The sequence below is a fragment of the Flavobacterium sp. AK-345 genome (assembly GCF_058310175.1).
In genome coordinates this window covers 1-22,647 of the sequence record NZ_JBZEER010000012.1, presented here as the reverse complement: position 1 = coordinate 22,647, position 22,647 = coordinate 1, and the positions used below count along the sequence as shown (strand labels likewise).

17 protein-coding genes are annotated in these 22,647 nt (G+C 33.7%); 11 read left to right on the top strand and 6 right to left on the bottom strand.

Annotated elements, in window-relative coordinates:
• The first annotated feature begins 55 nt into the window (after positions 1–55).
• From AC4FQ3_RS18645 to AC4FQ3_RS18625, 5 genes are all read left to right on the top strand, one after another.
• The gene (locus AC4FQ3_RS18645; protein WP_042563516.1) at positions 56–817 is read left to right on the top strand and encodes an exodeoxyribonuclease III; all 762 of its coding nucleotides are present in this window, start codon (positions 56–58) and stop codon (positions 815–817) included.
• A gap of 244 nt (positions 818–1,061) precedes the next feature.
• Positions 1,062–2,006: an OmpA family protein gene (locus AC4FQ3_RS18640; RefSeq protein WP_073394321.1), complete on the top strand. Its 945-nt coding sequence runs from the start codon at positions 1,062–1,064 to the stop codon at positions 2,004–2,006.
• Between the two features lie 195 nt (positions 2,007–2,201).
• Positions 2,202–2,453 (top strand): hypothetical protein, encoded by a 252-nt coding sequence (locus AC4FQ3_RS18635; RefSeq protein WP_302093974.1) that lies wholly within the window; start codon positions 2,202–2,204, stop codon positions 2,451–2,453.
• Positions 2,446–2,745, top strand: coding sequence for a type II toxin-antitoxin system RelE/ParE family toxin (locus tag AC4FQ3_RS18630; RefSeq protein WP_073394319.1), 300 nt, complete (start codon positions 2,446–2,448; stop codon positions 2,743–2,745). Before AC4FQ3_RS18635 ends, AC4FQ3_RS18630 begins: the two co-directional genes overlap by 8 nt.
• A 209-nt stretch (positions 2,746–2,954) precedes the next feature.
• Entirely contained in the window at positions 2,955–3,992 is a 1,038-nt protein-coding gene (locus AC4FQ3_RS18625) for an aldo/keto reductase (RefSeq protein WP_491182845.1), read from the top strand.
• A 69-nt stretch (positions 3,993–4,061) separates the two neighbouring features.
• Here AC4FQ3_RS18625 and AC4FQ3_RS18620 read toward each other — a convergent pair whose 3' ends face one another.
• The 6 genes from AC4FQ3_RS18620 to panC all read right to left on the bottom strand — a co-directional run bounded on the left by AC4FQ3_RS18620 (position 4,062) and on the right by panC (position 10,632).
• The gene (locus AC4FQ3_RS18620) at positions 4,062–4,463 is read right to left on the bottom strand and encodes an RDD family protein (RefSeq protein WP_491182844.1); all 402 of its coding nucleotides are present in this window, start codon (positions 4,461–4,463) and stop codon (positions 4,062–4,064) included.
• A 3-nt stretch (positions 4,464–4,466) separates the two neighbouring features.
• Positions 4,467–6,431 carry a transglycosylase domain-containing protein gene (locus AC4FQ3_RS18615; protein ID WP_491182843.1) on the bottom strand — a complete coding sequence of 655 codons (1,965 nt, stop codon included), beginning with the start codon at positions 6,429–6,431 and terminating at the stop codon, positions 4,467–4,469.
• 76 nt (positions 6,432–6,507) lie between these two features.
• Positions 6,508–7,869: a DNA repair protein RadA gene (radA, locus tag AC4FQ3_RS18610; RefSeq protein WP_491182842.1), complete on the bottom strand. Its 1,362-nt coding sequence runs from the start codon at positions 7,867–7,869 to the stop codon at positions 6,508–6,510.
• Positions 7,869–9,023, bottom strand: a complete 1,155-nt coding sequence (locus tag AC4FQ3_RS18605; protein ID WP_491182841.1) for an alpha/beta hydrolase — start codon at positions 9,021–9,023, stop codon at positions 7,869–7,871. The genes radA and AC4FQ3_RS18605 overlap by 1 nt, the downstream gene beginning before the upstream one ends.
• Before the next feature lie 365 nt (positions 9,024–9,388).
• The gene (gene panD / locus AC4FQ3_RS18600; protein WP_026727479.1) at positions 9,389–9,739 is read right to left on the bottom strand and encodes an aspartate 1-decarboxylase; all 351 of its coding nucleotides are present in this window, start codon (positions 9,737–9,739) and stop codon (positions 9,389–9,391) included.
• Between the two features lie 14 nt (positions 9,740–9,753).
• The gene (gene panC / locus AC4FQ3_RS18595) at positions 9,754–10,632 is read right to left on the bottom strand and encodes a pantoate--beta-alanine ligase (RefSeq protein ID WP_491182840.1); all 879 of its coding nucleotides are present in this window, start codon (positions 10,630–10,632) and stop codon (positions 9,754–9,756) included.
• A 78-nt stretch (positions 10,633–10,710) separates the two neighbouring features.
• Here panC and AC4FQ3_RS18590 point away from each other — a divergent pair, with 78 nt between their 5' ends.
• The 6 genes from AC4FQ3_RS18590 (at position 10,711) to AC4FQ3_RS18565 (ending at position 22,510) form a co-directional block, all read left to right on the top strand.
• Positions 10,711–11,517 (top strand): glycogen/starch synthase, encoded by an 807-nt coding sequence (locus AC4FQ3_RS18590; RefSeq protein ID WP_042563509.1) that lies wholly within the window; start codon positions 10,711–10,713, stop codon positions 11,515–11,517.
• A 21-nt stretch (positions 11,518–11,538) separates the two neighbouring features.
• Positions 11,539–13,170, top strand: a complete 1,632-nt coding sequence (gene bamH, locus AC4FQ3_RS18585; protein ID WP_491182839.1) for a BamH family beta-barrel-assembly machinery protein — start codon at positions 11,539–11,541, stop codon at positions 13,168–13,170.
• 9 nt (positions 13,171–13,179) lie between these two features.
• A complete protein-coding gene (gene glmS / locus AC4FQ3_RS18580; protein WP_042563507.1) occupies positions 13,180–15,027 on the top strand; it encodes a glutamine--fructose-6-phosphate transaminase (isomerizing) in 1,848 nt (615 codons plus the stop codon).
• A gap of 136 nt (positions 15,028–15,163) precedes the next feature.
• On the top strand, positions 15,164–15,610 hold the full coding sequence (locus AC4FQ3_RS18575; protein ID WP_491182838.1) for a T9SS type A sorting domain-containing protein: 447 nt from the start codon (positions 15,164–15,166) through the stop codon (positions 15,608–15,610).
• A 5-nt stretch (positions 15,611–15,615) separates the two neighbouring features.
• Positions 15,616–21,963, top strand: a complete 6,348-nt coding sequence (locus tag AC4FQ3_RS18570) for an FG-GAP-like repeat-containing protein (RefSeq protein ID WP_491182837.1) — start codon at positions 15,616–15,618, stop codon at positions 21,961–21,963.
• A gap of 4 nt (positions 21,964–21,967) precedes the next feature.
• Positions 21,968–22,510: a hypothetical protein gene (locus tag AC4FQ3_RS18565; protein ID WP_491182836.1), complete on the top strand. Its 543-nt coding sequence runs from the start codon at positions 21,968–21,970 to the stop codon at positions 22,508–22,510.
• Positions 22,511–22,647: the final 137 nt, after the last annotated feature.

Sequence of the window (22,647 nt, the reverse complement as noted above, 5' to 3'; positions counted from 1 at the left end):
ACAAATGCAAACTTTCCACTTTTTTATTACATTTGGATTCCTAAAAAAAACTTGAATGAAAATTATTTCTTATAATGTAAACGGAATCAGAGCGGCAATTACAAAAGGATTTATAGAATGGCTGCAACAAGCCAATCCTGATGTTATTTGTCTTCAGGAGATAAAAGCAACACAAGAACAAATTCCTGTGGAAGCAATTACCGATGCGGGTTACCCTTATCAATATTATTATCCGGCTACCAAAAAAGGATATAGCGGCGTGGCTATCTTATCTAAAATTAAACCCAATAATGTCGTTTTCGGAACCGGAATTCAGCATATGGATTTTGAAGGTCGTAACCTTCGTGCTGATTTTGATGATTGTTCGGTAATGAGTTTATACCTTCCATCGGGAACTAATATTGAAAGACTTGATCATAAATTTATGTTTATGGATGATTTTCAAAACTACATCAACGAACTTAAAATCACGATTCCAAACCTGATTATTTGCGGAGATTATAATATTTGCCACGAAGCGATTGATATTCATGATCCGGTTCGTAATAAAACCGTTTCAGGATTTTTACCTGCAGAGCGCGCCTGGCTTGACGGGTTTATCAAATCCGGTTTTATAGATAGTTTTCGTCATTTCAACAAAGATCCGCATCATTATTCTTGGTGGAGTTATCGTGCCGGAGCCCGCGGAAACAACAAAGGCTGGCGTATCGATTATAATTTAGTAAGCGATTCATTAGAACACAGATTAAAGCGTGCTGTAATTTTACCAGATGCCGTGCATTCAGATCATTGTCCGGTTTTAGTTGAAATCGAATAAAGTTTGGTATTGTTATTGTTAAAAGAATAGCAGTTTTAAATGCGATTATAGTTTATAGCATTTTGGAATTTATAGTTGTCATCCTGAGCAGAGTCAAAGGAAGGAGCTATTTCCTGCTGTCCACTATATCTTTTGTGGCGAACCCCGCCACAAAAGGATGCCGTTCCCATCAGGGCTAGGCCTCTCCGTAAAACAAGAAATTTTGAATTATTAATAAGCCCCAAATAAAAACCAAAAAAATAAGATGATTAAAAAAGCCTCCATTGGATTGCTAGTAGTAGCTTTATCCATGACTTCGTGTGTTTCTAAGAAAATTTACAACGATCTTGAATCTAAATATTCAGATCTGAAAAAAGAAAATCGCTCCATTGCTGATCAAAATGCAGATTTGCAAAAAGCTAAAAATCAATTAGAATTAGATCGTGATAAACTAACAAAAGATTTGGCAGGCACAAAAGACGATCTTGCAAAACAAAAAGCAGATCTTGCCGCTGAACAAAAAAAATACAAAGTGCTGCAGGATTCCTACAATGCATTGGAGAAAAACAGCAATGATGCATTAGAAAGCAATATGGCCAAAAACCGTGAATTGCTGGCACAATTAGAAGCAAAATCTAAAAAACTGGCCGAAGAACAAGCACGACTTGATAAAACGGCAAACCGCTTAAACGAACTTGAAGCAATGATTGCGGCCAAAGAAGCGGCAATGAAAAAGCTAAAAGAAACGTTATCTAAAGCCCTAAACGGTTTTGAAGGAAAAGGTTTGACAGTGGAACAGAAAAACGGAAAAGTTTATGTTTCTATGGAAAACAAATTACTTTTTAATTCAGGAAGCTGGGCTGTTGGTACCGAAGGTAGAAAAGCAGTTGTAGAATTAGGAAAAGTTCTTGGAGATAATCCTGATCTTTCGGTTCTTATTGAAGGACATACAGATGATGATCCGTATGCAGGTTCAGGACCAATTGCAAACAACTGGGATCTATCAACAAAAAGAGCAACAGCAATTGTAAATATTTTGAGTGAAAACACAAAAATCAACAAACAAAAACTAACAGCAGCAGGTCGTAGCGAATTCTCTCCATTGGCAAGCAACGCCACTCCGGAAGGAAAAGCCAAAAACCGCAGAATCGAAATCATCTTAACGCCAAGATTAGATGAAATCGCGGAAATGCTTAATAGTATAAATTAAGATACTAAGGTTCTAAGTTGCTAAGATACTAAGATTTGAAGGTTCAAAGTTTTAAAAACTTTGGGCCTTTTTCTTTTCTGCAAGGTTTCTAAAACCTTGTAGGTTTAATTATGTTGAATTTTAGGTTTGGAATTTAAAATTTAGAATTTCGATTCTTATTATTTTGTAACTTTGAAAATCTTAAAGAATATAATTATGGGACTTCCGGAATTAAAAGATAAAATAAGAAATCAATTAGATTTAGCAGATGAAAAAGTATTGCGCATTGTCTCTTCAGTATTTGATAACTATTTAAATGAAGTTGTTTCTTACGATGCAAAAGGAAATTCTTTAACCTTGTCTGAATATCATAATAAAGTTGAAGAAGGTTTGAATGATGTTACATACAATCGAATAATTTCACAAGAAGATTTATCGAAAGAAATGAAGGATTGGGATAATGAGTAATATTAAAATTGAAGTTTTCTGGACAGCAAATGCTAAAGAAGATTTGAAAGAAATTTACATTTCACTAAAGAAGAAAATCTCTAAAGAAACAGCAATTAAAATTAGAGATGAATTATTTAATAGTCCAAATAAAATTGTTTTTGCTGAACAATTTCAATTAGACGAATATAGATTGGATTGCAGAAGAATTATAGTAAGGAATTTTAAAATTCTATATCAAATTAAAGAAAATTCTATTTTTATTATTAGAGTTTTTAATTCCCTTCAAAATCCTATAAAAAGTTTGAAATAAAGGGGTTCAAAGTTTTAACTTTGAACCCCTTTATTATTCTGCATTGAAAGATTAATTTCATTATTTAAAATTTTAAAATTCACTTTTTATATCCTTTTTAACCTTTGTCGAATTTTCATTTGAATAATCCCGTTGTATATTTGAAGCTTCTTATTCAAAAGAAAAAACTTAGAATCTTAGCAACTCAGCACCTTAGCACCTCAAAAAAAATGAAATACACAACTTTACCCAACACCGATATAAAAGTTAGTAAAATCTGTCTCGGAACCATGACTTTCGGGCAACAAAATACAGAAGCGGAGGGTCATGTCCAAATGGATTATGCTCTTGAACGCGGAATTAACTTTTTTGATACTGCCGAAATGTATTCGGTTCCGGCAAGTGAAGCAACTTACGGAAGTACGGAAAAAATTATCGGAACATGGTTTAAAAAATCAGGAAATCGCGAGAAAGTAGTTTTGGCTTCAAAAATTGCAGGACCAAACGCGAATTTTGGCTATATGCGCGAAAAACTTGATTTTTCTCCTGCGAGTATTAAATATGCTTTAGATAATAGTTTAAAACGTCTGCAAACAGATTATATCGACTTGTATCAAATGCATTGGCCGGAACGTAAAACAAATACTTTTGGTCAGCGTGCTTTTAAAGTTCAGGATGATGTGTGGGAAGATAACTTCAGAGAAGTTCTGGAAACTTTTGACGAATTAATCAAAGAAGGAAAAATAAAACACATCGGCGTATCAAATGAAAATGCATGGGGAATGATGCGTTTTCTGGAAGAAAGCAAATATCAAAATTTGCCAAGAATCAAAACCGTTCAAAATCCGTATAATTTACTAAACCGTCTTTTTGAAGTTGGTTCAGCCGAAGTTGCAATCCATGAGAATGTTGGTTTGTTAGGATATTCACCTTTAGGTTTTGGAACATTGACTGGCAAATTTTTAACCGGAGAAGAACATCCAAATGCGAGAGTTAAACTTTTTCCGCAATATACTCGTTACGGAAGCGATCAATGTACACAAGCAACAAAATTATATCAGGAAATTGCTAAAAAGCATGGTTTAACGTTAACGCAATTATCAATGGCTTTTGTGTTGCAGCAGCCATTTTTAACGAGTGCCATTATTGGCGCTACAACATTGGAACAATTAAAAGAAAATATTGACACGATTGATGTTGTACTTTCAAAAGAAATTTTAGCCGAAATTGATAAAGTTCAGGCTATTATTCCAGATCCTGCACCGTAATCTAAGATTTATTATAAACACGAATTCCACAAATTTTCACAAATTAGAACGTGAAAGTTTGTGGAATTTTTATTTTATAATAATTTTTGAAATTAGATCTCCCAATTTTTGATTTTTCTTTGTTAAGACAATGGTGATTATGTAAATAAAAGGGCAAACTAATTCAAATAAGTCAAAAATTCTCCTAACGATTATTCTAAAATATTTTTTAAAACCATTTGTTTCCGGTGTGTTTTCAAATGTTATTTTCAACTTGAATATATACTTTCCAACTGTTTTATTGAAAAAAATATCCTGAGAAATAAAAAACAGATAATAAAATAAAACACCAATAACAGTGTGAACGTAATTGCTTCCATCATTAGTTTTATATGAGATGTAAGGGAACAATAAGTTAAATATCAAACATAATAGAAGAAAGTCTATTGTGAAAGCAAAAATCCTTTTGAATATATAAGTTTGTCTATTCATAAATTACAAATCAAATTCCTCCTCCATCGCCAAAGAATCATTTTTAATTGCAGTCGAATCCGGTGCTTTGATTCGTATTAACGAACGCGCATTTCCGGAAATATAAACAGGAAACTGGCCAATGGTATCTTCAGGAATTAGGAGGCCTCTGCGGAACATTAAGTTTCTTAAGAATTTTTGGTTTTTTACGGCATAATCTTTTAGATTTCCTTCATCATTAAACTGATACATAAATTTTCTTGGCTTCGGAATAATAGTAGCCAAAAACAAACATTCGTCTACATTTAGAGCTGATGGGCTTTTTTGGAAATAAAACTGACTTGCTTCACCAATTCCGTATACGTTTGGTCCCCATTCGATAATGTTGAAATAAACTTCAAGCATTCTTTCTTTGCTTACAACTCTGTTATTTTCTAAAATATAAACCAATAGAATTTCTTCCAGCTTACGCGAAAGCGTTTTTTCACGGGTCAGAAATACGTTTTTAATCAATTGCATGCTGATCGTACTGGCACCGCGAGAGAATTTTTTAGTTCTGATGTTTTTTAAAATTGATTGTTTAAAAGCTTCATTAATAAATCCGCGATGCGAAAAGAAAGAAGGATCTTCTGTTGTCAATACTGATTTTCGTAAATAAGGCGAAATTTGGTCTAAAGGTGTATAATTGGGATTTGCACTTCCAACCAAAACCGGACGCTGCAATACATTATGAATGATAGCGCGATAAACAAATTCTCTGTTTAATTTATTAAGATCGGCTTCACCATATTTCGTGATTCTTAAATCTTGTTTGTTTAGTTTACTGTCAAAAACTAAAGTATTAGGTTTGTTTTTATTGAATTTGAAATCCAATTTATAATCGAAAATTCCCGTCGCTTCCATTCCCTGAAAATGGGTAAACAATCCGTCTGGCAAGGAAACAATAAAATCCTGTGCCTGCATCTTCGGAATCTCAACTTGTAAAGTATAAACCGTGTCTTTTTCCGTATTATACGAAACGTAAGGCTTTACTTTTATTTTGTTCAATTGCATTGTAGAAGTGCTGTCGATCGAAATAAAATCATCGCCAAGCAAAAAACGATAATCAAAACGGGCATTTTTAATTACAACATCTTTACTGGCTATTTTGGGGTGATTGATTTTTAAATTGGTAATAGAAGTATAACCATCAATATGCAATTCGCTTCCATCCTTATCAATATTGGCAACATTTAATCGAATAGAATCAAAGCTTGCCTTGAAATTGTAACGTTCGTCAAGATACGGAACGCGAATGGCTCCGGTATCAAGATTAAAAAACCGGATGTCTGCTTTTTTATTTCTTGGGTCAGCAAATCCTTTAATATTCCATTTTTGATCAAAATTTTTACTTTGAACATGAAGATTCGTTTCAAGCTGTTTATTGTCTAAAACGAGTTTATTGATCTCAATAGAGGCTTTTTTGCCATTATCATCAATTTTAAAATTCAGGTTTTCCAATTTCATATCTGTTGGAACTAAATTTAATAGCTTTGAAATGATTTGATAAGCAAAAGTGGCGTATTTGCGTTTTTCGTTTGTATCAGAATCTGATTTATCTCTTTTTAGGAAAGCATCAAAATTGCGCACTTTCCCCTTTTTTACTAATTGAATATAACCATCGTTGATTTTTAAGGTTCCAACCTGAACATCTCCAATTAATAAATTGGATAAACTAATACTAGTTTCTATTTTTTGAATGTGGCAAAGCGTGTCCGCATTATTAGGAACTAAAATAACATCAGTTAATTTGATTCCGGATAATCCTTCAAATGAAGCTGATTTTACAGAAAATTTACTGTCATATTCTGTATTCATTTTCAAGGTAACTTTTGCAATGGCTTGTTTTAAAAGTGAATCGCGAAAAAAGTAAAGACCTAAAAAAAGCACTACTAATACCAGGGCAAGTATTAGAAGTGCTTTTAATATTTTTTGTTTTGGAAATTTCATAAAGTAGGTTTATAAAAATTTAAAGGAATGCTTTTGCTACGAATTTCGCTAATTTAATTCGTGGTAAACAAAAAAATTAACCAAAAAGATAAGCGGCCACATCTTCGATTTTAGCCACAAGTTCTATTTTGATTCCTGTGTTTTTTAAGGCAATCTTATTGTATTTTGAAACAAAGATAGTATTGAATCCTAGTTTTTCGGCTTCCTGAATACGTTGATCTACGCGATTTACAGGTCGGATTTCTCCGGATAAACCAACTTCGCCGGCAAAACAAAAGCCCTTTGTAATCGGTATATCTTCATTTGAAGATAAAATAGCGGCAACAACCGCTAAGTCAATTGCCGGATCATCAACAGAAATTCCTCCGGTAACATTCAGGAATACGTCTTTTGCGCCTAAACGAAATCCGGCTCTTTTTTCTAAAACTGCCAAAATCATGTTTAGCCGTTTGGCGTTGTAGCCAGTAGTACTGCGCTGCGGCGTTCCGTAAACTGCGGTGCTTACCAAAGATTGAATTTCGATCATTAACGGGCGCATGCCTTCCATGGTTGTAGCAATCGCAGTTCCCGACATTTCTTCGTCTTTGTGCGAAATCAATATTTCTGACGGATTGCTTACTTCTCGCAAACCGCTTCCCAGCATTTCATAAATTCCCAGTTCGGCAGTAGAACCAAAACGGTTTTTTAGCGAACGCAGAATTCGGTAGACATGATTTCTGTCGCCTTCAAACTGCAAAACGGTATCGACCATATGTTCCAGGATTTTTGGTCCGGCGATATTTCCGTCTTTCGTAATATGTCCAATCAATATAACCGGAATATTGGTTTCTTTTGCAAACTTGATCAGTTCGGCAGTTGTTTCTCTAATTTGAGAAATACTTCCGGCTGTCGATTCGATATAATCTGTATGTAAAGTCTGGATTGAATCTATAATTACAATTTCCGGCTGAATTGCTTCAATTTGTTTGAATATGTTTTGCGTTTTAGTTTCCGTCAAAATATAGCAGTTGTCGCTATTTGGCGTTATTCTTTCGGCACGCATTTTTATTTGTTTCTGACTTTCTTCTCCGGAAACATATAAAGTTTTATAAGGCAGTTTTAAAGAAATTTGCAGCAAAAGCGTACTTTTTCCAATTCCCGGTTCACCTCCTAAAAGTGTCAGAGAGCCAGGAACAATTCCGCCGCCTAAAACACGATTCAATTCGCCATCAGTTGTATCCATTCGAATTTCCTGAGCCGAATCAATTTCATTAATTTTTAAAGGTCGCGGTGCTTTACTGGTAGAAGTGGGTTCACTTTTCCAGGCTACCTTTTCCTGCTTCTGAATAATTTCTTCAGCAATAGTATTCCATTCCTTGCAGGCATTGCATTGCCCTTGCCATTTGGCATATTGGGTTCCGCAATTCTGGCAAAAAAAGGAAGTTTTAACTTTAGACATTATTTGGTTTTTTTAGCAAGCGTATTCATTTCGTCGATTTTCTCGTACATCACATCTTTATTCAAATCCCCAATTGGTTCCATTTGCGATGCATTTTGATATTTTTTTGAAGCTCTTTTTGGATCTCCCATTTTTTCGTACATCAATCCTAATTCATATTCGCCCAACATGGCTTTTGGATAATTTACGTTTCCAATTTCGGCCATTTTGCCTAATTCGTCGTACGCATTTTTTTTAAGGATAAGGTTTTCAATTATTTTGAAATCACTCATTCTCACCGGAATCTGAACGCCTAAAACTTTAGACATCGTGTTGTATTTATTTTCTAAATAATCAGCATATCCTGTTTCAAGAACAGCAATTTTATCATTATATTCTGCTGAATTTATAGGTTTGTATACTTCAAAAATTTGGTACAAAGCACTCGGAATTGCATGTAAAACCTGAGTATAATGTGTTGTGCCTTTAAATAAATCGTATTTGTAGTTCACCATAGGGTTATTGGCAAGTTTAATATTGCTGTCTAATTTTTCTATTGGTTCTTTGATTTTTTTATTGTCACCATCTGCAGCAGATAAATAGTAAAATACAGGTTCTGTTACTTTTGCAAATTTCTCAGGAATTCGAACTTCCATTTTAGGGGCCAATTCTGGACTAAAACAAATGTAAGCGTTAAACAACGGTTGTTCTTTGTACAAATAAAAGTTGACAAAACTTGCTGTAAGATCATGACCGGCAATAATTCTAAAAGGCGAAGTGCGGTATTTTTTTTCGATATAAGGAACTAATTCCGCACCAACAAATTCAAAAAACTCTGCGCCTTTTTCAAAAGGAAGTCCTTCATTTTGGTCAATAGTGGTGTCGTCTTCTCTTTCGTCATTTTTATTTTGATGAATACCAATGATAATCATTTCGGGCAAATCACCCCAATAAGTACCATAACTTACGGCACCAGAGAATGGATCAAATAAATAATCACCATCTAATAAATATAAAACAGGATATTTTTTTTCAGGATTGGCTTCGTAAGATTCCGGAAGTCCGATTGTAATTCTTCGTTCTTCTCCAAGTTTTTCAGATTGAATGTTGTCGAATTTCTTCTGGGCAAAAGCCGAGATGGAAATTAAAGCAAATAGTAAGTAAACTTTTCTCATGATTTGGGATATTTCAGTGGATTAAAAAGTATTGAAATAGTGTAGCAATATAACATTTTATTTGCTTTTTTATTATTGTAGGAATTTTAAAAATAGAAAAGAAGATTTTGGTCTGTAATGGATAATCATTAAACCGCAAAGAACGCAAAGATTTTACGCAAAGTTAAAGACAAAGCTTTGCGAACTTTGTGTTTGCTTAACACAAACTGAATAAAAATTTTGCGCGCTTTGCGGTTAATTTTTTATCATTCCGTAGGTTTGGGATTAATTCTTTAAAATCAATATTGAATTTAAGCCAATAAAACACTGTTTGTACCATCAAAATTGGAACAAACTAAAAATAGATTTAAGTGTAAAAGGAAAGCTTACGTTAGCGAATTATCATTTTCATTTGGAAAAATGATCCATGGTTTGAAGGTTTTAGCTTCTTCAAATTCCAGGGTCGCATAGGATATAATAATGATAATATCGTCTTTTTGAACTTTTCTGGCTGCAGGACCATTCAGGGTTATTTCACCTGAATTTTTTTCTCCTTTAATAGCGTAAGTTTCAAAACGTTCACCATTATTGATATTTACAATAGATACTTTTTCGCCTTCAATTATGTTTGAAGCTTCTAGTAAAGTTTCATCAATAGTAATGCTGCCAATATAATTTAAATCGGCGCCGGTTACTTTTACTCGATGAATTTTAGATTTTATAACTTGAATTTGCATGTTGCAAAGGTAAATTAATTTAATGAAATGGTGTCAATCAACCTAATAGAATTAACAAATACTGCTATAAATGCGCGGTAATTTTTGCCTTCTCTTTTAAGATCGATAGGTAATAATGTAGATTCGTCAGCAATTACAAAATATTCCAGGTCAAACTTTTTATTGTCTTTGAAAGAATTTTCTACAAATTCGATTGTTTCTTCCGGACTTTTTGTTTTGAATATTTCTTTTGCTTCGGTTAAAGTTTTATAAATGATAGCAGCTTCTTTTCTTTCTTCGGGAGTTAAGCGCTCATTTCTGGAACTCATTGCCAATTGGTTTTCTTCTCTAAAAATAGGGCAGCCTACAACATTTACCGGCAAATGATTTTTTTCGACCATTTTTTTAACGATCTGCAATTGCTGAAAATCTTTTTCGCCAAAATAAGCATTTGTAGGAGTTACGATTTCAAATAGCCTTTTTACGATCGTGCCAACGCCATTGAAGTGTCCGGGTCTGAATTTTCCTTCCATTTGATTTTCCAATCCGTCAAAATCAAAATCCTGCGAAACTGTATTTCCTTCGTAAATATCTTCTACAGAAGGAGCATAGAGAATCATTTTGTCACTTAAACCACGCATTTTTTTTACGTCCTCTTCTAAAGTTCTAGGGTATTTTGCCAGATCTTCGGGATTGTTAAATTGAGTTGGGTTTACGAAAATACTTACTACAGTATCGTCGTTTTCTTTAAGGGATCTTTGCATTAAAGCCAGATGCCCTTGGTGTAAAGCACCCATTGTAGGAACAAACCCGATGGTCGAATTTGCCGTTTTGATAGTTTTTAAATAGGCTATCAAAGCTACTTTACCGTAGAAAATATGCATGTTGGTAATATTAAAATTTAGTGCAAACATAATATATTAGTTATAAACTGCATAAATTTTTGTAATTTTGCAACGTTTTTATTACCAAAAATTAAGTAAAATACTATTATGAAAGATAAGAGGATATTATATGTATCATCTGAAGTCGTGCCTTATTTGGCTGAAAATGAAGTTTCTTTAATGTCTTATGACGTTCCCAAAATGATTAATGATCAGGGAGGTCAGATAAGAATTTTCATGCCAAGATATGGAAATATCAACGAAAGAAGACACCAGTTGCATGAAGTTATTAGACTTTCAGGAATGAATTTGGTAGTGAACGACTTAGATATGCCATTGATTATTAAGGTAGCTTCAATTCCTAAAGAAAGAATTCAGGTTTATTTTATTGATAATGATGAATATTTCAAACGTAAAGCAACTTTTGCTGACGAAGAGGGAGCACTGTATCCTGATAATGACGAAAGAGCGATATTTTTTGCAAAAGGAGTTGTTGAAACAGTAAAAAAACTAAACTGGGTTCCGGATATTATTCACGTTCATGGCTGGCTGGCTGCTATGTTGCCAATTTACATGAAACATTACTATAAAAACGAAGCTTTATTTTCTGAAACAAAAATTGTAACATCTGTTTACGGGCAATCTTTTGATGAAAATTTAGATTTAGAAATGATTAATAAGGTGAAATTTGACGGTGTTCCTCATGAAGCAATTGCTGATTTGGAAACTCCAAATTATGAGAATGTTCTAAAGGCTAGTATCTTACATTCTGATGCTGTTATCATTGCATCTGAAAATGTATCGCCAAGTTTAACAAAATTTATAGAATCTTCAGGAAAACCTTTTTTACCTTTCGCCACGAAAGATGCATTCGCGGAAGCGTATACAAATTTCTACAAAACGATGGGGCTTTAAATTTTAACTTTATTATTAAACATGTATAATACTTCTTTCTTTAAGAAAATTCTATTAATAAGTACTGTAGTTCTTTTATATTCTTGCGACAAAGATTTTAATGCTATTGGAGATGATTTGATTGGAGACGATCATTTTGGTCTTGAATCTGAAAAATACGATGTTTTGGCTTACAATCAGGAAGTAACACCAATTCAGTCAAATTCTTTGACAATAAATGCTTTAGGTATTTATGATAATCCGGTTTTAGGAACAACAACCGCAAATTATACAACTCAGGTTGCACTTACAGCGTATGCTCCGTCTATTGGTGATGAACCTGTGATAGAAAGTGTTGTGCTTAGTGTACCATATTTTAGTCATGTAACAGCAACTAATACTGATGGCACTAGTACTTATGCATTAGATTCTATTTATGGAGCGCCGGAAGGAAAGTTAAAATTAAGTGTTTACGAATCTGGTGTTCAAATGCGTGCTTCTTATTTTGATGGCGGTAACCAGTTTGCACAATTGTATTATACAGATCAAAATAATGATTTTGATGCTTATAAAAAAATTGATGCTACAACAGGAAAACCTTTGAATGATGATGTAAATGTATTGCAAAATGAAGAATTCTTTTTTGATGCTAAACAAATTACAGATATAACACTTGATGCTGACGGTAAGGAAGTGACTACAAGAGTAGCTCCGGAAATGCGTTTAAATTTAAATAAAGCGTTTTTTCAATCAAAAATATTAAGTGCACCAGCTGGGAAACTTGCTGCGGCAGATGTTTTTCAGGAATATTTTAGAGGTTTGTATTTTAAAGTAGAAAAGTCTGGCGCTAATCCTAGTAATATGGCTTTGATGGATTTTACAAAAGGTAAGATTACTATTAAGTATAAAGCTAAAACTGATGTTACAACTGATGCAGAAACTGTAAAAGAAGACAGAACATTAGTTATTAATTTAACGGGAAGTACTGCTAGTTTGCTTCAGGATACTAAAAGTACTGAATATGCAACTGCTATACAAAGCCCAAATGTAACAACCGGCGATGAAAGGCTTTTCTTAAAAGGAGGTCAGGGTTCACTTGCTGTATTAGAACTTAATGGTCTTGCGGCAAAATTAGAAGAAATTAGAGCTAATAAATGGCTTGTTAATGAAGCAAATTTGGTTTTTTATATTGATACTTTGCAAATGGCCAAAACCGCTGATGCTAGTGCTGATGTGAAAAAAATGGCAGATGAGCCGAAAAGAGTTTACTTGTATGATCTGGATAATAATTTGCCAATTGTAGATTATGCGGCAGATGGTAGTACAAGTATAACAACTGATCCTAGAATGACAAAAGTTATTTACGGTGGAATAGTGAATGTAAATTCTACTACAAAAAGAGGGTCATATTATAAAATCAGGTTGACTAATCATATTCGAAATATCATAAAAGATGCTACTGCTAAAAATGTTAGATTAGGTTTAGTTGCTATTGATGATATTAGTATTACAGCTTCGAATAAGTTGAAATTAAAAAACAGCGTTATTTCAGAAGCTCCAAGATCGACAGTTATAACACCGGTAGGAACAGTATTGTATGGAGGTAATTCAAGTTCAACAATCCCGACTGGTAAAAAATTACAACTTGAGATTTACTACACGAAACCAAATTAATAAATATATATGTGTGGAATTGTTGGATATATCGGTCATAGAGAGGCTTATCCTATTATTATAAAAGGATTAAAGCGTCTTGAGTACAGAGGATATGACAGTGCCGGGGTTATGTTATATGATAACTCAGGTATAAAACTTTGTAAAACAAAAGGTAAGGTTTCAGATCTTGAAGAGAAAGCAAAAGATAATTTTACTACAAACGGAACTATAGGAATTGGGCACACTCGTTGGGCTACTCACGGGGTTCCAAATGACGTAAACTCACATCCGCATCTTTCAAATTCTGGTGAATTAGTAATCATTCACAACGGAATTATTGAGAATTACGCACCTCTTAAAGAAGAATTAAAAAAAAGAGGATATACTTTTAAATCAGATACTGATACAGAAGTATTGGTAAATTTGATTGAAGAAGTTCAGAAAAAAGAAAATATAAAATTGGGTAAAGCAGTTCAAATTGCTTTAAACCAGGTTGTAGGTGCTTATGCGATTGCGGTTTTTGATAAAAAAAATCCAAACGAAATTGTAGCAGCAAGATTAGGAAGTCCTTTAGCAATTGGGGTTGGAGAAGGAGAGTTCTTCATTGCCTCAGATGCTTCGCCTTTCATTGAATATACCTCTAATGCTATTTATCTGGAAGATGGAGAAATGGCAAACATCAGATTGCATAAACCTCTTAAAGTTAGAAAAATTAAAGATGACTCTTTAGTTGATCCTTATATTCAGGAGCTTCAGATGAATTTGGAGCAAATTGAAAAAGGCGGCTACGATCATTTCATGTTAAAAGAAATATACGAACAGCCAAGTGTAATTAAAGATACCTACAGAGGAAGACTTCATGCCAATGAAGGAATTGTTCAGATGGCTGGTGTTGAAGATAATTTAGAGAAATTCTTAAACGCAAAACGTATTCTAATTGTTGCTTGCGGAACTTCATGGCACGCAGGTTTAGTAGCAGAATATATTTTTGAAGAGTTTACGCGTATTCCGGTTGAAGTTGAATATGCTTCTGAATTTAGATACCGTAACCCAATTATCAATAAAGATGACGTTGTTATCGCGATTTCTCAATCAGGAGAGACTGCAGATACAATGGCGGCTATTAAATTGGCAAAAGAGAATGGTGCTTTTGTATTTGGTGTTTGTAATGTTGTTGGTTCTTCCATTTCAAGAGAAAGTCATGCTGGAGCTTATACACACGCAGGACCTGAAATTGGAGTAGCTTCGACAAAAGCATTTACAACTCAAATTACGGTTTTAACTATGATCGCTTTGCGATTAGGTAAAGCTAAGGGTACTTTGTCAAATACAGACTATCATACTTACTTGCAAGAATTAGAAATAATTCCTGAAAAAGTAGCAGAGGCATTACAGACAAACGACAGAGCAAAAGAAATTGCTGCAGCTTTTAAAGATGCTCCAAACTGTTTGTATTTAGGTCGTGGATATAATTTCCCGGTTGCATTAGAAGGTGCTTTAAAACTAAAAGAGATCTCTTACATTCATGCTGAAGGTTACCCGGCAGCAGAAATGAAGCATGGACCAATTGCTTTAATTGATGAGCATATGCCTGTTATTGTAATTGCACCGAAACAAGGTCATTACGATAAAATTGTAAGCAACATTCAGGAAATAAAATCAAGAAGCGGTAAAATTATTGCCGTAGTTACAAAAGGGGATACACAAGTTCGTGAATTAGCCGATTATGTAATCGAGATTCCTGAAACTTCAGATGCGTTATCACCACTTATTACTACGATTCCGTTACAGTTGCTTTCTTATTACATCGCTGTAATGAGAGGCTGCAATGTTGATCAGCCTCGTAATTTGGCAAAATCAGTTACTGTAGAATAAAGTTTATAAAAATATTTATAATGTAAAAAAAGCGAGACTTAAGTCTCGCTTTTTTTATGGTTTTATTAACATTTTTTTTGTAGGCATTGAATTATAATTTTATATTTGCCGAAAATACATTATTATACCTCCCTTCATGAAAAAATATTTATTTATTGTTCTTTTTGTACTGTGTTTCTCAGCAAATGCTCAAACAAAACTAACCTTTAGTTACGACGCTTCAGGAAATCAAATTAGCCGAACGCTTTGTATTAACTGTGTCTCAAAAACAGTTGAAGAAATAAAAGAAATCGAAGCCATTACGCAAGATGACTTATTTCAGTTTTCAGAAAAAGATTTTATCTCTTACTATCCAAATCCCGTAAAAGAAGAATTGTATTTACAATGGCAATTGATTAATGAGAATTACATCACTTCAGTACAATTATATTCAGTCACAGGTCAGGTTTTAAGAACATATCAACGAAACAAACAAGAAAACAATCTTACAATACCTTTTCAGCAGTATCCTTCGGGAATTTATATTGTATTGATGTCATACAAAGACGGAGGAGAAAAATCGATTAAAATCATCAAACAATAAAAGCCATGAAAAAACTTTACTTTACACTTCTATTTTTAGTTTTTGGCTTTTTGGTTTCGGCTCAGACTTCTACCGAAGTTGGTGTCACCGAAGGACAATTATCTGTTTCTTTATCGGGAGCTGCCAATTATACCATTCCTATTGCTGTTCCTCCTGGAATTAATGGAGTTGTTCCTCAAATTAGTTTGGTTTACAATAGTCAGGGCGGGAATGGTTTGGCTGGATATGGTTGGAATATTTCAGGAGTTTCTACTATAAGCAGAATTCCGTCCACGAACTTTCATGACGGAGTTATTGATCCTGTCGATTTTAATGTTTTAGATCGTTTCGCCCTTGATGGCCAGCGCCTGATTGTTAAAAACGGAACCTCAGGAGTTTATGGAGCAAATGGGACTCAATACGAAACGGAGAGCTTCTCTAATATCAAAATAACATCTTACGGAGTGAATCCCGACGGAGCTAAGTTTGGGCCTTCTTATTTTATTGTAGAATATCCTGATGGTTCAAAAGCGTATTATGGTAATTCTGCAGATTCCCGATCTATAACAGATTGGGCAATTACATATTGGGAAAATCCGCAAAGTGTGAGAATTAGTTATGCTTATTCTTTAGTTAATAACAGTTTAGATATTGCTTCCATAAAATATGGATCAAAATCAGCAGGAACCCCGATTAACGAAATCAAATTTGAGTATAGTAATAGAAAAAGAGTTCAGCAAATTTATGTTGGTGGATTAAGTATTACGAAAAGAAAAATTTTAAATAAAATTAAAGTTATTGGAAACAGTATTGGCTTTAGGAATTATGTATTAGGATACGATGAAACTACTTTAGACTATCAGAGATTAACTACTATTACCGAAAAAAATGGTGATGAGTCCAAAAGTTATAACCCTACAATTTTTGAATATGAAAAGTCTGGCGTGACAACAATAGCTACTCCAAATATAACAACTATTGGAATGAGTAATATCAACTCTGATACTGCAGCTACTATTTCAGGGGATTTTGACGGAGATGGAAAGATGGATTTTATATTATATCCAACAAAAGGAGATCAGGTAAAGCAAAAATTTTGGCTTTTTACAGATATTAAAAATACTTCGAGAAATATCCCCAAAGAAACTTTGACAGGGGCTTTTGAAGAATTGTTTCCATCAACTTTTTTAATTAATAATAAGATTTCAGATTCTCAAGGGATTACTGCTGTACAGAAGGCAACAGATTCAAAAGCAATAAATTTTAATACTTATTATAATTCTTCCTATGGTGCTGCTGTTTTAAATAAAAAACAAATTGTTTTTCCTGTTAGGAATGTTGCTAATTGCGCTTATGGGAGACCTAGTTTAGAAGACCAATCACAGGAAAAGAAATATTATAGTGGTGATTTTAATGGAGATGGATTAACCGATGTGATAGCCATAGATAAGGAAGTACCTGAAAGAGACTCATCTTGTAAAATAATTAGATATTTATCTCCAGGTAAAGTTTATTTTGTAGATCTTGACTCAAGGAAAACGAGTAATTTCTGGAGTGAAGCTGGTACTATGTTAGACTATGTGCTTATTAGAGATCAGTTTTCAGACAATGACCAAATTGAAACTTTTGATGTAAATGGCGACGGCAAAACTGATATTCTTCATTTTAAATCTGGAAGTGTAACTGTTTACACACTAGATAGTAATAACAAACTAACATTGTTGTGGAAAATGACAGATCCAAACATTGTTACAAATTTATCTATACTCCCGGGAGATTATAATGGTGATGGAAAAATGGATTTCATTATCCCTAAAAGTGCCGGACTAACTGCTTATGACTATTTTAAATTTACATCAACAGGTGTTGGGTTTGAAAAAACCACTCAATCATACTCTTTTCCTAATGCCGGCACGGGAACTATAGTTGAAAGTGGCGGTGGAGTGTCTGTTAATGCTCTTATTCCTCTAGATTTTAATGGTGACGGAAAGACAGATATTGTGCACTTTAGATCTATTTATGGAAATACTTCAAAATTAGGAGCTATAATAATAAGATCATTTAACAATACAGATACCACTTTTAGTTTTTTTTCTGAATCTACAATTGATCCTACGCTAAATATTAAGAGTTACGCTATTCCTGTCTTTTTATCTCCCAATCAAAACAATCAATATGCAGGAGTCGGAGCAATAACTGATAACCTAATATACACTTTTGATTCTCAAAAAGACACAAGCAAGGAAACGTTAATTAATACTATAACGACGGGTAATGGTGTAAAAGAAATAATTACATACAATCCACTGAAACAAGATCAGTACGAACCTTTTTACACACCAACTAGTTTTACGGAAATATATCCGAATATTGATATTACAGTTGCCCCTAATTTTAAAATTGTAACTAAAGTCGAAAAACAAAGCTCATCAGATTATAGTAAACAATTGTTTTTTTATAGCGGTGCGGTTTCCAATGCTGACGGAATAGGTTTTTTAGGTTTTAGATCAATGGTACGAACCAACTGGCATGATCTTGATAGTAACATGATTTCGAGTGTTACCAGAAACGACATGACTTTAAGAGGGGCTAACATAGAGAATTATTCTGTATTAGGGCTTGGAACTGCTTTAAGACCTAATTCGATTCAAACTGAAAGTAATATTATTAAAGAGAAAAGCTATACAGTTACAGGCTCAGATAATTTAGTGGCAACGCAAAGCATCACATTAAAACCTGATACCTGGATTAAGCCGGGTAGTACTTTTTCGGCAAAAATAAATGAAGAGGCTAATAATTCACCAAATACCCCTGTAGATTTTATTACAAAATCCAGATTAACATATGAAAGTGAACTTTTGCCAAATAAAGTATTTAAACTTAAAAATACGATTACAAAGCAACTTAATACTTTAGACAATACAGGCACGGAAACTTATACGGATTTTGAGGCAAACAATAATCCGTTAAAGTCTGTTACCTATTTAAAAGAGGCTGGAGCTACAGTTCAAACAACAGTTTCTAATGTAAGTTATGATGCAGCAACATTAACTCCGTATGTACTGGGAAGACCATCGGGTAAAACTCAAAGTGTTGCAATTGCAGGTGATGTTATGACATCTGAAGAGTTATACTTTTATGAAAATAGTTTACTTACCAAAATTAAAAAGAAAGGAACCAATACAGATTATATTACAGAAGATAATGTTTACGATGCTTTTGGTAATATTCTTAAAAAGACGATAACTGCATCAGGACTCTCACCAAGAATTACCAGTTATGAATATGATCCTTCGGGGCGATTTTTGACAAAAAGTACAGATATAGAAGGATTGTCAACATCTTTCGTTTATAATTATTCAAATGGAACATTAGAATCTGAAACAAATCCTTACGGATTAAAGACTTCTTATTTATATGATTCATGGTTTAAGAAAGAATTTACGATAGATTATTTAGGAAAAAAGAATGCTTATGTCTACACTAAAAAAGGTTTTAGATCAATTGTAACATCAACTTCAGATGGTGGAAGTGTAACGGAGGAAACATTTGATGATTTAGGAAGAAAGTTAAAAACGGGAACTAAAAACATAAATGGCGTTTTTTCATATGTAGAATACTTATACGATATTCACAGCCGAATTGGTAAAGTAAGTGAGCCTTATTTTGGATTACAGGCAGCCCAATGGAACGAAACTAACTTTGATGTTTACGGCAGAGTAATTAAAAATATTTCTTTTACAGGAAAAGTGACGGATATTAGCTATTCAGGACTTACCACGATAGTAAACGACGGAACAAAATCAAAAACTTCGACCAAAAATGCAATAGGTAATATTATCTCGATGACAGATACTCCTGGTGGGACAATTAGGTATGCCTATTTCGCAAACGGAAACTTAAAAGAATCTGACTATAATGGAGTAAAAACTACCATTTCGCAAGATGGCTGGGGAAGAAAAACAAAATTGGTAGATTCATCTGCAGGAACATATACTTATGTGTATAATGGTTTTGGAGAAACAACAAGTACAACGACACCTAACGGAACAATCAACTATGTTTTGGATGCAGTTGGCAAAGTAACACAAAAAGCAATTTCGGGCACGAATACAAATTCTAAAACAACCTATTCTTACGATCCTTCAAGCAAATTAATTACTAGCAGTAAGTTTGAAGACTTAGCTAGTGGAGCAAATACAATATTTAATTCATTTACTTATGATGCGTCAAAAAGAATTAGCAAAACAGTAGAAACAACACCTTATGCTGTATTTACTAAAGATTTTACTTATGATGGTTTTGGTCGTGCAGATACTGAAACATCAACAGCAGCTACAGGCGGGAAATCCAGCAGTAAAGCCATAAAAAATACATATAGTAATGGATCGCACTGGCAAATAATAGATAACAATACAAATGAAATATTGTGGCAAACCAATACTGTAAATGCAAGAGGACAACTTACTAGCGGACAAAATGGACCGACAACAATAACAAATTTATATGATACTTATGGTTTAGCCTCTCAGTTTAAATATGACAAAACATCTGGCTCAATTAATATTTTGACTTTAAGTACTGTTTTTGATGCCCAGAAAGGCAATTTAACAAGCAGGATAAATAGTTTGTTTAACAGAAACGAAAATTTTAAATATGATGCTCAAGATCGTTTAACAGAATTTACAAATGCTCAAGGCATACAAGAAAAACAATTGTATGACGATCAGGGTAGAATTACAGAAAACATTTTAGGAAAGTACACCTACTCAAACGAAAAACCATATCAAAACGCATCGATAACCGTTACGCCTGAGGCATTATCGTATTATACCACAAAGCCAACACAAATTATAACGTATAATGCTTTTAAAAGCCCGGTACTTATTGAGGAAAAAGACATTGATAAAATAAGTTTTGAATACAATGACAGCAACAGCCGTACTGCTATGTTTTACGGAGGTTTGCAGGATGAGAAATTAGAAAGGCCTTTACGAAAATACTATTCTGCAGATGGCAGTATGGAAATCAAGTTTAACAAAACAACAAGTGTTTATGAATTTGTTACCTACATTGGCGGAGATGGCTACTCCGCACCAATTGTAGTAAAAAGTAACGGAACAACGCAAGAATATTTATATTTACAAAGAGATTACCAGGGTTCGATTGTTGCTATAACAAACCAGACAGGAACAGTTGTAGAAAAAAGACTCTTTGATGCTTGGGGAGCAATAGTAAGTGTACAGGATGGAGCAGGAAATGTACTAGTAGAATTAACTGTTCTAGACAGAGGTTATACTGGTCACGAACATTTACAAAGTATTGGTCTTATAAACATGAATGGCCGTATTTATGATCCTAAATTGCATCGCTTTTTACAACCAGATAATAACATTCAGGATCCGTTTAATACGCAGAATTATAATAGATATGGTTATGTTTTAAATAATCCATTGAAGTTTACAGATCCTAGTGGGGAGTTTTGGCATATCGTTATTGGTGCTGCAATTGGCGGTGTTGTAAATTGGGGATTGCATGGTTTTCAGTTTAACAGCAAAGGATTATTAGCATTTGGAATTGGAGCTGCAGGAGGTGCCATGATTGCATCTGGAAATGTATCTGGAGCTTCATTTTTTCAGGCGGGAATATCGTCTGCCGCTTATGCTATGATGGGGTCAACATTTACTGGTGTAGCAAATCATATCGCCTTTGGTGATCCTATGCCTACAATGAGCCAGATTGTAATAGTAGGTGTTACTTCATTTGTAACTGGTGGATTGCTTAGACAACCCAGAGTACCTATAAGTGAAGTATCTGAACTAACACCAGCCGGATTAACGGGAATTCAGGCAGAAAGTACAATTACAGCTAACGCAAGTTCTACAACAATTTCTAGCACAGCTGCGCAAGCAACTGGTGAAGCAACAGAAGAATTAGCAAAAGCAGGAATAAATTTTAAAACATGGACTACAGCTGAGGGACAAGTACAATTTAGCGCAAATGCTATAAAAGGAGATGCTCTTAATGAAGTAATAGTAAAGTCAAGTGGCAGGTTGGGCAATGAAGCAACGAGATTGCAAATATCAGAAATAGCAACAGAATTAGAGAGTAGAGGATATACGATAATAAATGGTGGGGGTATGAGAAATGGCGTAAGACTACCTGAAGAATATTTAAAACCAATAACTTCAGGAAAAAGTGGAGGTTCTTATTTAGATTTAACAGCAACACACCCTGATTATGGTACCTTGCGCATAAATACAGTTGATATTTATAAAAACGGTCTTCCCACTACTAGAGAATTAAATAATGCTATTAGAATTCGATCTCAAATAGCTCCTGGAGAACATCTAATGCTAATTCCAAAAAAATAAAAACATGAAAAATAAACAGATTTTGTTTTTTGCAACAGAAAAAGATATAGAGAATATTATTTTTTCAATGGAAAAAATATTTGATATGAAATATTATGAAATGGGATTGTTTGACATTAAATTAGATATTTATTACAGTTCAATATCCGAAATTCCAAATTTTGGGAGGCCAAAATATAGTGACTGGAATAAAGATATAAGACTGATGATGATGCCTAAAAAAACAGCTTTAGTTATTAGATCTGTACCGCAAAAAAAAGGAGGAATTAAATACGCTGTTGATCCATTGGAGAATCATACTAGTATTTGTATTCAATTTGGAGGAATCTATGCTGAAGGAGTCTTATTAGCTGGTAATTGTTATACAACTAATTCTAATGATTTCTCATTCCAAATTTTTAAAGAATTTTCATCAAAATTAAAAAAACATTTTACAAAAATTGATGATTTCTATGTTGGCAAAGAGGCTGAGGAGAAGTTAGTGTTAGGCTGGCGTTTAGTAACCAATGAAAAACTTTCTAATGATTTTGATTTAAAGAAAAGATAATCCTGTGCTCTACGAATTGTTCCCCTGCTGGCGCGAGCATTTTGCTCATGAACGCAAAGATGTCTCGTCCTGAAAAAAGTTTACATATTTATACTTAATCCTAAAATAGATTTACAACTCATTTTTAGCCCTGTTAT

What these genes read in the sequence shown, in the direction of transcription:
- AC4FQ3_RS18625 (WP_491182845.1), top strand. Translation starts at nt 2,955, where the DNA reads ATGAAATACACAACTTTACCCAACACCGATATAAAAGTTAGTAAAATC.
- AC4FQ3_RS18575 (WP_491182838.1), top strand. Translation starts at nt 15,164, where the DNA reads ATGAAAAAATATTTATTTATTGTTCTTTTTGTACTGTGTTTCTCAGCA.
- AC4FQ3_RS18620 (WP_491182844.1), bottom strand. Translation starts at nt 4,463, where the DNA reads ATGAATAGACAAACTTATATATTCAAAAGGATTTTTGCTTTCACAATA.
- panC (WP_491182840.1), bottom strand. Translation starts at nt 10,632, where the DNA reads ATGTTTGCACTAAATTTTAATATTACCAACATGCATATTTTCTACGGT.
- glmS (WP_042563507.1), top strand. Translation starts at nt 13,180, where the DNA reads ATGTGTGGAATTGTTGGATATATCGGTCATAGAGAGGCTTATCCTATT.
- AC4FQ3_RS18565 (WP_491182836.1), top strand. Translation starts at nt 21,968, where the DNA reads ATGAAAAATAAACAGATTTTGTTTTTTGCAACAGAAAAAGATATAGAG.
- AC4FQ3_RS18640 (WP_073394321.1), top strand. Translation starts at nt 1,062, where the DNA reads ATGATTAAAAAAGCCTCCATTGGATTGCTAGTAGTAGCTTTATCCATG.
- AC4FQ3_RS18605 (WP_491182841.1), bottom strand. Translation starts at nt 9,023, where the DNA reads ATGAGAAAAGTTTACTTACTATTTGCTTTAATTTCCATCTCGGCTTTT.
- AC4FQ3_RS18630 (WP_073394319.1), top strand. Translation starts at nt 2,446, where the DNA reads ATGAGTAATATTAAAATTGAAGTTTTCTGGACAGCAAATGCTAAAGAA.
- AC4FQ3_RS18635 (WP_302093974.1), top strand. Translation starts at nt 2,202, where the DNA reads ATGGGACTTCCGGAATTAAAAGATAAAATAAGAAATCAATTAGATTTA.
- AC4FQ3_RS18590 (WP_042563509.1), top strand. Translation starts at nt 10,711, where the DNA reads ATGAAAGATAAGAGGATATTATATGTATCATCTGAAGTCGTGCCTTAT.
- panD (WP_026727479.1), bottom strand. Translation starts at nt 9,739, where the DNA reads ATGCAAATTCAAGTTATAAAATCTAAAATTCATCGAGTAAAAGTAACC.
- bamH (WP_491182839.1), top strand. Translation starts at nt 11,539, where the DNA reads ATGTATAATACTTCTTTCTTTAAGAAAATTCTATTAATAAGTACTGTA.
- radA (WP_491182842.1), bottom strand. Translation starts at nt 7,869, where the DNA reads ATGTCTAAAGTTAAAACTTCCTTTTTTTGCCAGAATTGCGGAACCCAA.
- AC4FQ3_RS18570 (WP_491182837.1), top strand. Translation starts at nt 15,616, where the DNA reads ATGAAAAAACTTTACTTTACACTTCTATTTTTAGTTTTTGGCTTTTTG.
- AC4FQ3_RS18645 (WP_042563516.1), top strand. Translation starts at nt 56, where the DNA reads ATGAAAATTATTTCTTATAATGTAAACGGAATCAGAGCGGCAATTACA.
- AC4FQ3_RS18615 (WP_491182843.1), bottom strand. Translation starts at nt 6,431, where the DNA reads ATGAAATTTCCAAAACAAAAAATATTAAAAGCACTTCTAATACTTGCC.